Source organism: Sorangium sp. So ce362 (assembly GCF_051519845.1).
GTDB lineage: Bacteria > Myxococcota_A > Polyangia > Polyangiales > Polyangiaceae > Sorangium.
Genome location: NZ_CP150332.1, coordinates 6,464,600 through 6,477,951, shown reverse-complemented (window position 1 = coordinate 6,477,951; position 13,352 = coordinate 6,464,600). Strand labels below are relative to the sequence as shown.

The window sequence follows — 13,352 nt, the reverse complement described above, 5'->3', positions numbered from 1 at the left end:
TTGTGCTGGCGTCCCCGGCGAGCTGCGCCGCCGCCGTCCCGCCCGCAGGCGAGCACGAGGTCGGCCCACGGTTAAAAATATGTACGCGCCGCGCCGAGGGCCCGTCAACGTGGGGGTTCGCCTGTCGCAGGGAGGGCGAGACCGCCGCTGCTGGGCTACCCTTGGCCCGTGCGTTCCCCGGCCTCGCTCTCCGCTCTCCTCGCGCTCGCCTCGCTCGCCGCCTGCGCCGCCGATTCGTCCCCGCGCGCGTCGGCGCCCCCGGCCGCCGCGGCGTCCCCGCCCGCCGCGGCGGCGTCCTCGCTCGACGCCAGGCCGGAGCCGTCGGCGGCGGCGCGGCCGCCGCTCGAGTTCATCCGCGACGACCTGCCGCGGGCGCGCGAGAAGGCCCGGGCCGAGGGCAAGGCGCTGTTCGTCGATGCGTGGGCGCCGTGGTGCCACACCTGCCTGAGCATGAAGCATTACGTGCTGACCGATCCGTCGCTGCGCCCGTTCGCCGATCGGGTGGTGTTCGCCGACATCGACACGGATCGACCGGAGAGCGCGCCGTTCCTGGAGCGGCACGAGGTGACGGTGTGGCCGACGTTCTTCGTCCTCGAGCCGGCGGACGGCGAGGTGGTCGGGCTCTGGCGGGGCGCCGCGTCGGTGCAGGAGCTGCGCGAGCTGCTCCGCGAGGCGCTGCATGCGATGGATTCCCGGGCGGCCTCGGCGCTGCCCGCGGACGACCCGAACCGCCTGCTGGTCGAGGCGAAGCGGGCCCACAGCGCCGGCGACCACGCGGCCGCGGCGTCCGCCTACCAGCGCGCCGTGGCGCGGGGCGGCGAGGCGTGGCCGCGGCGCAGCGAGGCGCTGCTTGGCCTCGTGTCGGCGCTCCGTCGGAAGGACGCGGCGGCGTGCGCGGACGTCGGCAGGGCGCACGTCGGCGAGGTGAAGGGCGCGGCGCTGCCCGCCGATTTCGCGAGCGTCCTGCTCGCCTGCGCGGCCGCGCTCCCCGACGGCAAGGCCCAGCGGGCCGCGCGCGAGGCCGCGGTCGCCCGGCTCCGGTCGATCGTCGAGAGCCCGCCCGCGGACTCGAGCGCCGACGACCGGGCCGACGCGTGGGGCCTGCTCGCCGAGGGGCTCCAGGCGCTCGGCGACGCGGCCGGCGCCCGCGCGGCGAACGAGTCGAAGCTCGCCGTGCTGGAGCGGGCCGCGAAGGAGGCGAAGGCGCCCGAGGCGGCCGCCGCGTACGACTACGGGCGGGCCATGGCGTACCTCGCGCTCTCGCGCGGCGACGAGGCGGTCGCGATGTTGAAGGAGCGCGAGGCGCAGATGCCGGCGTCGTACGAGCCGCCCGCGCGGCTCGCGCAGGTGCTCCACGCGATGGGCCGCGAGGCGGAGGCGCTCGCCGCGGTGGAGCGCGCCATCGGCCGCGCCTACGGCCCGCGCCGGCTGCGTTACCTGAAGCTCCGCGCGGAGATCCAGCAGCGGCTCGGGCAGGGCGCGGAGCAGGTCGCGACGCTGCGCGAGGAGGTGGCCGGCTACGAGGCGCTCCCGAAGGGCCTCGCCAGCCAGGCGGCGCTGGACGACGCGCGCCGGCGGCTCGCCGAGGCCGAGAAGGCCCGGCGCGGCGGCGGTGCGAAGAAGCGCTGACGCGGCGGCGCGCGAACCGCCGCGATCGGGGGCCTGGGGGCCAACGGAGCTCCGCGGCGCCCGCGCCCCGCCACGGGCAGTCGCCGCCGAGCTCAGCCCGGTCGCGAGGAGGTGGAAAGCGCGAGGGAAAGGGAAGCACCACGGTTCATGAGCGGAAGGTGTCATGCCCGGATGCCGGCGAGGAGCGTCGAGCAGCACCCTGCGCCGCGAGGCGAGCGTCGTTTACAGGCACCCGTCGTTCACGGTCACGCCGGTCGCGCGGAGGCGCGCGGTCGCGGGCTCCCCCGGGAAGGTGGCGGTGATGTCCACGTCGAGGGTGCACGGCGCGGCCGTTCCCGGCGAGAGATCCATCGCCAGGATCCCGGTTGCGTCCGTCGCGTGCACGGCCTCGCCGGCGGGCGCTTTGTCCCCCGGCGCGCAGTCGGCCGCCCCCCGGGTCACCGCGATGCGCGTCACGACCCACCCCTCCGGGAGCGCGGCGACGTCGAGGCCGGCCGGCGCGCTCTCGACCGGCGCGTCGGCGTAGAGCATCACGCACCGGTCCGCCTCCGGCTCGGCCTTGTAGACGACGAGGTGATCGAGCCCGCCGGGCCAGTACGTCGCGGTGTAGTCGCCGCCCACGGGATCGATGCAGGAGATGTTCTCCGAGACGTCCACCCCGGCCTGGTGCGCGCCGCACGCATTGCAATAGAACTGGCCGTCGCACCCGCAGACGCCCGGGCAATCCGCCGGACAGCCCCCGGGCCGGGCGGAGCACTGGCCCTCGCTGTCGAACGTTCCGCACGAATCGTCGGGGAAGTCGCAGTACTCCTCCGCGCCGCAGATTCCCCCGCTGCGCCCGCCACAGACAACCGGCGTTCCGCCGCCGCTCGAGGTCGAGCTGGTGTCGCCGCCGGCACCCCCGGTGCCGCCCGCGGCGCCGGCGCCGCCCGCTCCGCCGCTGCCGGGCGGGGTGTCGACGGAGCCGCCGCAGGCAGCGAGGAGCAGCCCGGAGAGCGCTGAGCGCAGGAGTGCATGGTTCATGGGCGGAGTATGCCACGACCGCCCCTGGGCCAGGAGCGGCAGGACGTATTCTGGGCTGTCTCCCGCGGCCTTCCGGCGTGGATCAGGGATCTGGCCGCTCGGCGCGGAGCGCCCGGGGATCGACGAGGACCCACTGCATGCCCGCCGCCCGCGCGGACTCGATCCCCAGCACGGCGTCCTCGAAGACCAGGCACTGCGCGGGCTCGACGCCCAGGCGCTTTGCCGCCTCCAGGAACGGGTCGGGCGCCGGCTTGCCCCGCGCGTAGTCCTCCGCCGCGACGACCACGTCGATGTACCCGCGGAGACCCAGGAATTCGAGTGTCTTCTCCACCGAGGCGCGGGGGCTCCCCGAGACGACGGCGCGCTTCGTGCGCGGAGGAGCGTCGCGGAGCGCGGACACGACCTCTGGTACGCCTCGCACGGTCGGCATCAGGCGGTAGTACGCCTCTTCCTTCGCCGCGGAGATCTCGGCCAGCGGCATCCGCAGCCCGTACTTCCGGTTCAGGAGGTCGACGATCTGATCGGTCGGCATACCCGCCCAGCCGTAGAAATCCTCGCTGGTGAGCTCGCACCCGTGCGGGGCGAGCGCCTCGAGCCAGGCCCGATGATGGACCGGCATGGAGTCCGCGATCGTCCCGTCGCAATCAAAGAGGTAGGCGGCAAAGGATCCGGAGGGGAACACAAGTCCAGGCACAGGCCGGATCCTTAGCACATCGGTCGGCCTCCTGCGGTCACTCCTTCCGCTCTCCCTGGGGCCAGGGGGGCCTTGAGCGCGTTCTTCGCGTAGCGAAGGCGCCGGCTCGGGGGATCATGGGCCACCGCCGCACATGAGCGCTCTCTCCTAGAGCGTCGGCAGCACGCCGCGGTCCCGGCCGAGCGGGAACGCCGTCTCCAGGCGGGCGATGTCCTCGCCGGTGAGGCGCAGATCGCCCGCGGCCGCGTTGTCGAGCGCGTGCGCGGCGCTCGCGGCCTTCGGGATCACGAAGGCCGGCGGGCGGCGGAGCAGGAAGCGCAGCGCGACCTGCCGCGGGGTCGCGCGGTGGGCGGCCGCGATCGACGCGAGCACCCTGCCCGCCGTGCTGTCCGGCGCCGGGAACCGGCCCGAGCCGAAGGGGCTGTAGGCGACGACCGCGATGCCGTGCCGCTCGCAGAGCGGCAGCACGCGGTGCTCGATCGCCCGCTCGAGCAGGTGATAGAGCACCTGGTTGCAGGCAATCTCGTGCACGCCGGCGATCGCGATCGCCTTCGAGAGCTCCGCCTGGTCGAAGTTGCTGACGCCGAAATAACGGATCTTGCCCTGGGCCCTCAGGTCCTTGAAGGCGCGAAAGGTCTCCTCGAGCGGGTGAGATCCGGGCCAGTGGAGCAGATAGAGATCGAGCCGGTCGGTGCGGAGCCGCTCCAGGCTGCGCTCGCAGGCGGCGAGCGTGCCGGAGTAGCTCGCGTTGGTGGGCAGCACCTTGGAGACGAGGAACACCTCGTCGCGCCGCCCCTCGATCGCCTTGCCCACGAGCGACTCGACCGCGCCCGAGCCGTACATCTCGGCCGTGTCGATGTGTGTCATGCCTGCGTCGATCCCCCGCCGGATGGCGTCGAGGCAGGCCGCCTCGTCATCCGCCTCCATCTGCCAGGTGCCCTGTCCGACGACCGGGATCTTGACGCCCGTAGAACCGAGTGTGCGCTGCTCCATAGAACGATGACCCTCCGCTCCGTCCCGAAAAGACAGCATGCGGCTCCCCCCTCTCCAAGGCGAGCCTCCGTCCGGGTGGAATCGCTGAATTCACTGCGGAAGGCAAGCGCCCGAGCGCCGCGCCAGCCGCCGTTGTGTCGCGCGCCGGCGTGAGGCGCGCGCCCAGGGCGTTCACATCATCCGCCGGTTCGGCAGCGCGCCGTCGGAGCGGCGGGTAGTCCCCTCAGAAAATAGAGCAATTTCAATGATTTCCAGGTCGCCATCGCCGGCCGGCGGAGCGAGCCACGGGCCGTCGAACCGCGCGACAAGCGCGGTGACGTTGTCGTGGCCTCCTGCGGCGAGCGCGGCGTCGATCAGGGCGCTGGAGGCCTCCATCGGGTCGGGGTGGGCGTCGAGCGCGGCGGCGATGCGCTGATCGTCGATCAGGTCGCTCAGCCCATCGGTGCAGAGCAGCAGGGTGTCCCCGCGGCGGAGCTCCACGGCGGAGAGCGCGATGCTGAGGTTCGCGCGGAGCCCGAGGGCCTGGAGCATCACGCTCCGGTGCTCGAAGGTCGCGGCCTCCTCGGGCCTCAGCTTGCCGCTCTCGAGCAGCGACTGGACAAGGGTCTGGTCGCGGGTGACCTGCGTGAGGGCGCCGCTGCGGAGGAGGTAGGCGCGGCTGTCGCCGATCTGCGCGAGCAGCAGGCGCTCGTCGCAGAGCGCGGCCACGGTGGCCGTTGTGCCGCTGCTCCGGTGCTCCGGGCTCCTCCGGGCGTTGTCGAGGACGGCGCGCCCGGCCGCGTTGAGCGCCTCGAGCAGGCTGCGCTCGAGCGCGTCGCTCGAGCGGGGCGCGGTTCGGCTGAGGACGGCGTGGACCGTGCGCGCGGCGAGCCGGCTCGCCGCGTCGGGGGACGACGCGCCGCCGGAGCCGTCGTAGACGCCGAGCGCCAGGGCGAGCGGCGGCTCCACCGACGCCTGGGCCGCCGCAGGACCGTGGGTGAGCCCGCGCGCGAGGTCGCTGAGCAGGAAGGCGTCCTCGTTGTGGTCGCGGCTGAGCCCGACGTCGGTCCGGGCCGCCATGGTGACCGACGCGGCGTGCTCGACGGCGGACGAGCGATAGACGGGCATGTGCTCATCGTACTCCGCCGGAGCCGTCCGAGGGAGGGCGCCGGCGCCTGCCGAGCCGTCGCCGCGGGCGGCAGCGCAGGCGTGGAGCTGCCGCGCTGTTCTCGATCACGTCCCACACGGATCCCTCCAGGACACCGCGCGCCGCGGCGCTGTGGTCGGGCGCGCGCTCGCGGGGATCCAGAATCGCACGTTGGCGAGCGCTCCCGCCGCCAGCTCTGGATCACCCCTTCTGTTGGCCAGACCGCTGCGGTAACTATGGACCGTGCAGCTCCACCCCGGCGTGCGCGTCGACCGCTATACCCTGATCGAACCTCTCGGCCGAGGAGGGCAGGGCGCCGTCTGGAAGGTCCACGATCCGCTCGATGGGAGCCTGCGCGCACTCAAGCTGTTCTTCCTCGGCGGCCTCGATGCGGGCGCCGCGGAACGGGCCCGGCGTGAGGCAAGAGCCGTCGCCGGGGCCGTACATCCGGCGCTGATCCCGTGCCGCGCCCTCTTCGAAGCGCCTGCGGACGGCGTTGTGGGGCTGGTCTTCGACTTCGTGCAAGGCCAGTCGCTGACGGACGCGGCGACGCGGATGTCGCTCGCTCAGCGCGGTGCCGTGCTGGCCCAGGTCGCGACCGCGCTGGCGCATGTGCATGGGCTGGGCCTCTTGCATCGCGATCTGAAGCCGGCCAACGTGCTCGTAACGGACGCGTTCTGGGGCACCTCGGATGCGCCCGGCAGCGTGCGGCTCATCGACTTCGGGATCGCCGCGCCCGCCGGAAACCCGAGGCCGCTGACGGCTACGGGCGCGGTCATCGGCACCGTCGCGTACCTGCCGCCCGAGCTGCTCGCGCCTGGGCTCTGGCTCCCGCTGCGCGAAGGCTTCACCCGCGACGTGTTCGCGTTCGGGGTGCTGGCGTGCGAGCTGCTCTGCGGAGCCCATCCGACTGGGCTCTCTCCGGACGCGCCGGTCGAGGCATTCGTCGATGCCTATGTCGCGGCGGAGCAAGGACATCGCCCCTGGCCGCCCCAGGTGCCGGACGCTCTCTGGGCCGAGGTGATCCGCGCGTGCCTCGAGATCCAGCCGCGGCGGCGGCTAACCCATGGCGCGGCGCTCCTGCAGAGGATCGATACGGCGACGGCAGCGAGCCCGGGGCGGCTGCGCGTCGCGTCGCCGCGCGCGAGCGCGACGGATCCGCACCTTGGCCCGACCGAGCTCCAGGTACAGCGCGGACGAGCTTCCTGGTCCGGAACCCGTTCGAGCGACCCGCCCCGCACCACGCCGATGCCCTCGCCGCCCTCCGCGGCGCTGCGGCCCTCCGCCCCGACGCTCTCGCCGGCGCCTTCCACTGCTGGGCCGCGGCGGTCTGCCGTGACCCCCATCCCCGCACCGAGCCTGCGCACGGTGCACGCAGAGCCGACCTTCAAGCCTCGGTCGCCCGGCAGCGTGGGGCAATCGGCGCTCCTCCTGGCGCTGGGGCTGGCGCTCGGGGTTGCTGCTTCCGCAGGCGCCGCGATGCTCGCAAGTCGTACCGATCCGGAGGCCGACGAGGTTGTGTCCGTCCTTCCGCCCGCTGCGCCGGGCGTTGCCTCCGTGCGGCCCGATCCGCTCCAGGTCGCGCCGCCGAAGCCGCCTGAGGTCACGCCGTGCTGCAGAAAGCAGGGCGACTGTCTTTCCACGGGGATGACCTGCCTGCCGGCGCCGTGCGAGGACGTCCCCTTACCGGATCGTTCCTGGTTGCTGCGGCTCATCGGGGTAGCCCGGCGGCCGGAGGGCGAAAGCGGGTTCAGCGAGGACATGGCCAAGACCCACCCGGCCGCAGAGGCATGCGTGCACCGCAAATCCACGGGGGAGGAGATCTGCATCCCGTTCACGCAGGACCCGACAGCCCGGAGCCAGCCCGATCGACTGCACGTCACGACGGCCGAGCTGGTGCGCGGCGACGTCGTGGTCCGGGTGATGGAGGCAGGTGTGCCGCTCTCGGAGGGGCGCGTCGCCGCCAACTACGACTGGCTCAAGAGCAGCGTGCTGTGCCAGGGCTTGCTGCTGTACGTCGGGGAGAGGACCAGCGCGTCGGTGCGGGTCGCCGTGGCGTTGGACGCAGAATGAGGAGGGGCACACGGCACGCTCGCTAGGGAGCCGCCTCGGCCGTACGATGAGGCGGGCGCCATGACCACCCGCCCGCCGCGCGATGTGCCCACCGACGAGCACCGGCCCCCGACCGGCACACGCCGGGATCGGGGCTCTCCAGTGCTGCTTGCCGCCTTTCCCGCCAACGTCGTCGTGCCTCTGCCGTCCCCTGGCGTCTTGGCGGGGCGAGCGTGGCTCGCGGCGGCGGGGCTCGACGATACGAAGGTCTCGTCCAACCACCTTCGCCTGACGCGGGCGGGGGGGCGGCTCCAGGTCGAGGACGTGGGCTCGCGCAACGGGACATGGCTCGATGGCCACCGGCTTCCAGCACGTGAGCCGGTGCCGCTCGAGGATGGGTCCGTCTTGCGCGCGGGCGAAACCCTCCTCGTGTACCGCGAGACGTACACCGGGCGAGCGGAGCCGGCGCCCGCGATCGGCGGCCTCTCGGGGCCGTGGGGGCTCAGCGCAGCGCGCGCTGAGCTCGACCGGCTTACGAAGCGGCCCGTGCGCAACGTGCTCATCACAGGGGAGAGCGGCACGGGCAAGGAAATGCTCGCCGAGGCGGTCGTGCAGGCGCTCGGGCGCTCGAGAGGTCCTTTCACGCGCGTCAACGTGGCAGGCATCGTCGCAAGCGTGTTCGAGGGGCAGCTCTTCGGCTGGGAGCGCGGGGCGTTCTCGGGAAGCGGCGCGAGCAACCCTGGGCTGCTCCGAGCGAGCGCCGGAGGGGCGGTGTTCCTCGATGAGATCGGGGAGCTGCCGATCGAGCTGCAGCCCAAGCTGCTGCGGGTCCTCGAGAACCAGGAGGTGCTCGCGGTGGGCGCGACGCAGCCGGCGCTCGTGGATATCGCCATCATCGCGGCGACCAACCGCCCGCCGGAGGAGGCGGTCCAGCAGGGGAGGTTCCGTCTCGACCTGTTGGCGCGGTTTCCGGTGCGCATCGCGCTGCCGCCGCTGCGGGAGCGACCGGAGGATGTGTTCGCGATCCTGCGGGCGCTCTGGGAGCGCTCGCACGGGCCGCTGGATCTGGGGCGCGTGCGGGTGGACGTGGAGGCGGTGGAGCTCATGATGCTCCACGACTGGCCCGAGAACGTGCGGGGTATGAGTCGGCTGGTCGCGGCGACAGATCCGACGACGGGGCTCAAGCTCTCGATTGTAGAGCCGTTGCTCGGCGTGCGCGCGGCGGCAGTCGCAGCGCCGCCGCCGACGCGGGAGGCGATCCTGGAGGCGCTCGACGCCTGCGGCGATAACCAGGTTCAAGCGGCGAAACGTCTCGGGCTCTCCCGAGGTCAGCTGCTCCGGCGGCTCAAGGCCATCCAACAGGAGGGCGGCGAGCGGCGCTCGCGGAAGCGGTGAACGGCGAGCTGGTCCGGAGACCAGGGGAAAGCCGTTGGAGCTCCGCCACGCGCGGCTGCCGCCGCCGCCATCGGCGGCATGCTCGCCGAAGCGCAGCGCGTAGTCGAACGCGGTGCCAACGAGACGCGGGTTGCATGCCGACGTGGGTACCTTCATCGTGGTCCGCTGCGCCCGGCTGTAGGGAGGAATGACTCGGTCCAAGGCATCCCGTACATCCTTGCGCTGAACGAGCTGGGTAACGCTCATGCTGATGACCTCCTGTCGCCCTCCGCGCTGGAGCACCCGGCATGCCGACGGCGCGCTGTGCGTTTCGGGGCTCGCAGCCTGCACCCGAGACGCCGGCGTACCGTGCTTCGAGCTGCCTCGCAGCTGATCGCGATCACCCGCACGGCCGCATGTTCTGAACGCGATCACCTCGCGAGCGAGGAGCCTGGCTGGGCAACCCGCTCCCGTCGCGCATCGTCCTGCGCCGCTTGGATGCTGTGCGTGTCGGTGTCCTTCGCGAGATGTTGGCCGACGATTTGCATTTCGGCCGGGAGCCATGAAGGTCTCCACCCTGCCTGCTTCCGGGTCGTCTTGTTCCGTGCCGAGTTCCGTGTCGAGCCACTGGCAAGCCGTGCTCGCGGCGATCGCCTTGGCGATCCTGTCGTTCCTGTTCGCGGGGCCGATCACGCTGTTCCTCCTGGTCCTTTGGGCTGCGGTCTTGGCCGTCGCCAGCGCAGGACTCCTAGAGGCGACTGGGGGCATCGAGCCGCAGGCCGTCGATGCCGCCATCGACCTTACCCGCATGGCGCTCGCCTTCACATCCGGTATAGCCTTTGCAAGCAAGCTCTTCGAGATCTGGCAACGCCGTTCGAGCGCTGTAGCGAGAGGATGGGTTCTGCGCGTCCCGTGGCCCTTTCGTTATCCATTTGTCGGCCTGGGTTGCCTGCTGCTGAGCGTTGATGTCGTCCTTCTGCCGCTCGCGTACGCGGGCGTTATCACGGCGCCGAGCCCAATTTGTGGCGCAGGCGTCATCGGAGCGGCAGCGCTGCTCGTGCTCCTCGCGGCTTGCGCGCTCTTCCGAGCATGGTGGAGAGCGACGCGCGCGCTCTGGGCCTGCGCGCGACGCTCCTCGTTCGTCGCCGGCGTCGTGACGGCGTGTGGCCTCGTCGTCGCCTTGGGTGCTTGCGCTCTGGCGAGCGCTGTTGCCGGCAGCTCCTCTGCTCTCCTGCGTGAAGGTTCGACGTCGCGCTCGGCGCCTCCACCCGGCTTACGGCTCACCAGCGACGTCGCTGTGCCCTACGGGACTTGAGCGATGCAGCGTGCTCGACGGCGGACGAGCGGTACACGGGCATGCGCGCATCGTACTCCGCCGGAGCCGTCCGAGGGAGGGCGCCGGCGCCTGCCGCTCGACGCGCCGCGCGCTTCGTGCGTGAAGCCCGCTGCGGCTGCTTCGGGCCTGCAGCCGTGGCCGGCCTCCCGGCGCGGCGGGCAACGTGGCCTGCCGCTCCGGGGCCACGCGGCCCGCGGGCACGGTGGGCGGCCCCGTTCAGGACGGGGCGACGGTGGTCAGGACGAGACCTTCACCCAGGCCGGACGCGCGCTGATGCGCTTCCACCAGGCCGCGACGTTCGGCCGGTCGGTGATGAGCTCCTCGACCTTCGACATCACGAGACAGTGGAGGTACGGCGTCCACGAGACGTCGGCCAGCGAGTAGCTCGAGCCCGCGAGGTACTCCTGGCTGGCCATCGCCCTGTCGACCACGTCGAGCGTCCGCGCGATCTCGGCCTTGGCCGCACTGACGACGGACTCGTCGCACTGCTGGCCGCGCATCGGGTGGATGACACTCTGGATGACGATCTTGACGGCGGGCGTGGAGAAGTACGATTGCTCCACGCTGAGCCACTGATCCATGAGCGCCCTCGCCCTGAGCTCGGTCGGCGTCAGCGAGGCGCCCGGGAGCTTCTGGTCGAGGTAACGCATGATCGCCCTCGACTCGTAGAGCGTGAAGTCCTCGTCCTCGAGCACCGGGATCACGCCGAAGGGCTGGCGCGCGACGTGCTCAGGCCGCTTCTGCTCGCCCTTCAACACGTCGACGAGCTCGAACTGCGCCTCGTGACCCTTCTCGGCGAGCACCATCAGCACCTTGCGCGTACACGTGCTCATGGGATGTCCGTAAAGCTTCATGGAGCCTCCTTGTCCTGTGTCCTGCCGCGAAGCGCCGACCGGCGGCGACCTCCGCGGCGCGCCACAGTAAACGGATTTCTTCGCCTGACAACGCCGGGATGGCGGCGGGACGGCCGGCGGCGGGCGATCACGCCTCGCGCCGCCGGTCCTCCTGCCACTCGGCGTCGCGGGCCGCGGCGAAGACGGGGAGGCGCGCGAGCCACCGCTCGCCGGCGTTCGGGCGCTCGAGCGCGATGCGCAGCGCGGCGATGAGCTCCAGCGGCGCGGCGTCGAGGCTCAGCTCCCTCGCGGCCCAGCCCAGGCCGGCAAGGACGGCGTTCGCGACCTCGTAGCCCGGGCGGTGCATGGGCGCCGTGGGGACGGCCGCGGGCGCGGCGAAATGGCGCGCGCACGCCGCGGCGTCGAGGGAGGTCCAACCCGCGCACACGATCGGGCGGACGGCGTGGACCGAGCAGGCGCCGCGCTCGTCGAGGAGCGGGCAGGGGACCCCGGCCTCGGCGCGCTCGAGCCGGGAGAGGCCGCGGGTCGCTGTGTCGGCGGCGCGCACGCGCTCGGCGAGCGCGGCGAGCTCCGCCTCGGTCCGGGTGGCGCGCAGGTGGGCCGCGATGCGGAGCACCTCCGGCGCCAGCACGAGCACCTTGCTGACGCAGCAGGTCGAGCAGCCGGCCTTGCAGGCGATCGGCCGGTCGGGCGGCTCGGCGGCCACCGCGGCCTCCTCCAGCGCCTCGGCGCGCGCGAGCGCCGAGGCCGCGGCCGCCACGGCGCCGGCCTCGGTGCGCTTTCCGAGCGAGAGCGCGAGGGCGGCGCGCTCGCCGTCGGCGATGCCTTCGAGGACGGCGGGGGTGTACCGCGTCCCGGGGGCGAGCGGCAGGGAGCGCTTCTGCCGGGACATCGCGGCGCTACTCGATCTCCGGGAGCCGCCAGTCGATCTCGTCGGCGCCGCGGGCGCTGAGGGCGGCGTTGATGGTCGAGAACGGTTTGCTGCCGAAGAAGCCGCTCCTCGCCGACAGCGGAGAGGGGTGGGCTGCCTTGATCACCGTGTGACGGCGCGCGTCGATGAGCTTCGCCTTCTTCTGCGCGTGGCCGCCCCAGAGCACGAACACCACCCCGTCCGGCCTGTCGTTGACCTTCCTGATCACGGCGTCGGTGAACGTCTCCCAGCCCTGGTTCTTGTGCGAGTTCGGCGTGTGCGCGCGGACGGTGAGCACGGTGTTCAGCAGCAGCACGCCCTGGCTGGCCCAGGCGGTGAGGCAGCCGTGGCGCGGGACCTTGAAGCCCGGCAGATCGGAGAGCGCCTCCTTGTACATGTTGGCGAGCGACGGCGGCGGCGGGACGCCCGGGCGCACGGAGAAGCAGAGCCCGTGGGCCTGCCCGTCGTCGTGGTACGGGTCCTGGCCGAGGAGCAGCACGCGGACGCGCTCGTACGGCGTGAGCTTGAACGCGGCGAAGACGTCGTCCTCGGCGGGGAAGACCTGGTGCGCGTTCCGCTCGGCCTCCAGGAAGCGCCTCAATTGCTGGAAGTAGGGCTGCTCGAGCTCCCCCGTGAGCACGTGCTGCCATGAGTCAGGTAGATCGATCTTCATCTCTCGCTCACACCCCTTCCTTCGGGCATAGATCGCTCATGCGGCATTCCGCGCACCTGGGCTTCCTGGCCACGCATGTGTACCGGCCGTGCAGGACCATGGCAGGGCCGAAGAAGGTCCATTGATCCTTCGGCACGATCCGCATGAGATCCTCCTCGATCTGCTCGGGTTTCTCGCGCTTCGACAGGCCGATGCGGCCGCTGAGGCGGGCGACGTGCGTGTCGACGATGATGCCCGAGGGGAGGTTGAACGCCGTGTTGAGGACGACGTTCGCCGTCTTCCTGGCCACGCCCGGCAGCGAGGTGAGCTCGGCCATGGTCCCGGGCACCTCGCCGCCGAAGCGCGCGACGAGCGCCTGGCACGCGGCCTTCACCGTCTTCGTCTTCTGCCGGTAGAAGCCGGTCGGCTTGAGCTCCTCCTCGAGCACCTCGGCGGGGGCGTCGGCGTACGCCTGCGCCGTCGTGTACTTCTTGAAGAGGGCGGCGGTCACCCGGTTGACGCGCTCGTCCGTGCACTGCGCGGCCAGAATGGTCGCGACGAGCAGGTCGAGCGGCGTCTCCCAGTTGAGCTCGTAACGCGCGGCGGGGTAGGCCTCGCGCAGGTGGTCGAGGAGGAGGGGTACGCGATCTCGGGCGGTCATGCGGATCGCCGCAGGATAGCCCAGCCTGGCGCCGTCCGTCAGCGCCGC

Annotated in this window: 12 protein-coding genes and 1 pseudogene; 5 read left to right on the top strand and 8 right to left on the bottom strand. The window is 72.3% G+C overall.

The window, feature by feature from the left end:
* The first annotated feature begins 168 nt into the window (after positions 1-168).
* Positions 169-1,629, top strand: a complete 1,461-nt coding sequence (locus WMF17_RS24580) for a thioredoxin family protein (protein ID WP_437643539.1) — start codon at positions 169-171, stop codon at positions 1,627-1,629.
* A gap of 222 nt (positions 1,630-1,851) precedes the next feature.
* Here WMF17_RS24580 and WMF17_RS24575 read toward each other — a convergent pair whose 3' ends face one another.
* From WMF17_RS24575 to WMF17_RS24560, 4 genes are all read right to left on the bottom strand, one after another.
* On the bottom strand, positions 1,852-2,652 hold the full coding sequence (locus WMF17_RS24575) for a hypothetical protein (protein ID WP_437595553.1): 801 nt from the start codon (positions 2,650-2,652) through the stop codon (positions 1,852-1,854).
* An 82-nt stretch (positions 2,653-2,734) separates the two neighbouring features.
* Complete coding sequence (locus WMF17_RS24570) at positions 2,735-3,346, bottom strand: HAD family hydrolase (RefSeq protein WP_437595552.1); 612 nt, start codon at positions 3,344-3,346, stop codon at positions 2,735-2,737.
* A gap of 147 nt (positions 3,347-3,493) precedes the next feature.
* Positions 3,494-4,339 carry an aldo/keto reductase gene (locus WMF17_RS24565; RefSeq protein ID WP_437595551.1) on the bottom strand — a complete coding sequence of 282 codons (846 nt, stop codon included), beginning with the start codon at positions 4,337-4,339 and terminating at the stop codon, positions 3,494-3,496.
* Between the two features lie 171 nt (positions 4,340-4,510).
* Positions 4,511-5,446, bottom strand: a complete 936-nt coding sequence (locus WMF17_RS24560) for a PP2C family protein-serine/threonine phosphatase (RefSeq protein WP_437643537.1) — start codon at positions 5,444-5,446, stop codon at positions 4,511-4,513.
* 262 nt (positions 5,447-5,708) lie between these two features.
* Between WMF17_RS24560 and WMF17_RS24555 the strand changes: the two genes are divergently transcribed.
* From WMF17_RS24555 to WMF17_RS24540, 4 genes and pseudogenes are all read left to right on the top strand, one after another.
* Complete coding sequence (locus tag WMF17_RS24555) at positions 5,709-7,538, top strand: protein kinase domain-containing protein (RefSeq protein WP_437595548.1); 1,830 nt, start codon at positions 5,709-5,711, stop codon at positions 7,536-7,538.
* A gap of 60 nt (positions 7,539-7,598) precedes the next feature.
* Positions 7,599-8,450 (top strand): annotated as a pseudogene (locus WMF17_RS24550) (sigma 54-interacting transcriptional regulator); the annotation flags it as partial.
* 171 nt (positions 8,451-8,621) lie between these two features.
* A complete protein-coding gene (locus WMF17_RS24545) occupies positions 8,622-8,912 on the top strand; it encodes a helix-turn-helix domain-containing protein (RefSeq protein ID WP_437604300.1) in 291 nt (96 codons plus the stop codon).
* Between the two features lie 616 nt (positions 8,913-9,528).
* Positions 9,529-10,206, top strand: coding sequence for a hypothetical protein (locus WMF17_RS24540; protein ID WP_437595546.1), 678 nt, complete (start codon positions 9,529-9,531; stop codon positions 10,204-10,206).
* Between the two features lie 257 nt (positions 10,207-10,463).
* Here the strand turns inward: WMF17_RS24540 and WMF17_RS24535 are convergent, their stop codons facing one another.
* The 4 genes from WMF17_RS24535 to nth form a co-directional block, all read right to left on the bottom strand.
* Positions 10,464-11,081, bottom strand: a complete 618-nt coding sequence (locus tag WMF17_RS24535) for a glutathione S-transferase family protein (RefSeq protein WP_437595545.1) — start codon at positions 11,079-11,081, stop codon at positions 10,464-10,466.
* Between the two features lie 127 nt (positions 11,082-11,208).
* The gene (locus WMF17_RS24530; RefSeq protein ID WP_437643535.1) at positions 11,209-11,973 is read right to left on the bottom strand and encodes a YkgJ family cysteine cluster protein; all 765 of its coding nucleotides are present in this window, start codon (positions 11,971-11,973) and stop codon (positions 11,209-11,211) included.
* 7 nt (positions 11,974-11,980) lie between these two features.
* Complete coding sequence (gene ung / locus WMF17_RS24525) at positions 11,981-12,664, bottom strand: uracil-DNA glycosylase (protein WP_437643533.1); 684 nt, start codon at positions 12,662-12,664, stop codon at positions 11,981-11,983.
* A 7-nt stretch (positions 12,665-12,671) separates the two neighbouring features.
* Positions 12,672-13,304, bottom strand: coding sequence for an endonuclease III (gene nth, locus WMF17_RS24520; protein ID WP_437595541.1), 633 nt, complete (start codon positions 13,302-13,304; stop codon positions 12,672-12,674).
* Positions 13,305-13,352: the final 48 nt, after the last annotated feature.

Excerpts from the sequence above, each read along its gene's own strand:
- WMF17_RS24535 (WP_437595545.1), bottom strand. The coding sequence starts at position 11,081 with ATGAAGCTTTACGGACATCCCATGAGCACGTGTACGCGCAAGGTGCTG.
- WMF17_RS24530 (WP_437643535.1), bottom strand. The coding sequence starts at position 11,973 with ATGTCCCGGCAGAAGCGCTCCCTGCCGCTCGCCCCCGGGACGCGGTAC.
- WMF17_RS24545 (WP_437604300.1), top strand. The coding sequence starts at position 8,622 with ATGATGCTCCACGACTGGCCCGAGAACGTGCGGGGTATGAGTCGGCTG.
- nth (WP_437595541.1), bottom strand. The coding sequence starts at position 13,304 with ATGACCGCCCGAGATCGCGTACCCCTCCTCCTCGACCACCTGCGCGAG.
- ung (WP_437643533.1), bottom strand. The coding sequence starts at position 12,664 with ATGAAGATCGATCTACCTGACTCATGGCAGCACGTGCTCACGGGGGAG.
- WMF17_RS24560 (WP_437643537.1), bottom strand. The coding sequence starts at position 5,446 with ATGCCCGTCTATCGCTCGTCCGCCGTCGAGCACGCCGCGTCGGTCACC.
- WMF17_RS24575 (WP_437595553.1), bottom strand. The coding sequence starts at position 2,652 with ATGAACCATGCACTCCTGCGCTCAGCGCTCTCCGGGCTGCTCCTCGCT.
- WMF17_RS24565 (WP_437595551.1), bottom strand. The coding sequence starts at position 4,339 with ATGGAGCAGCGCACACTCGGTTCTACGGGCGTCAAGATCCCGGTCGTC.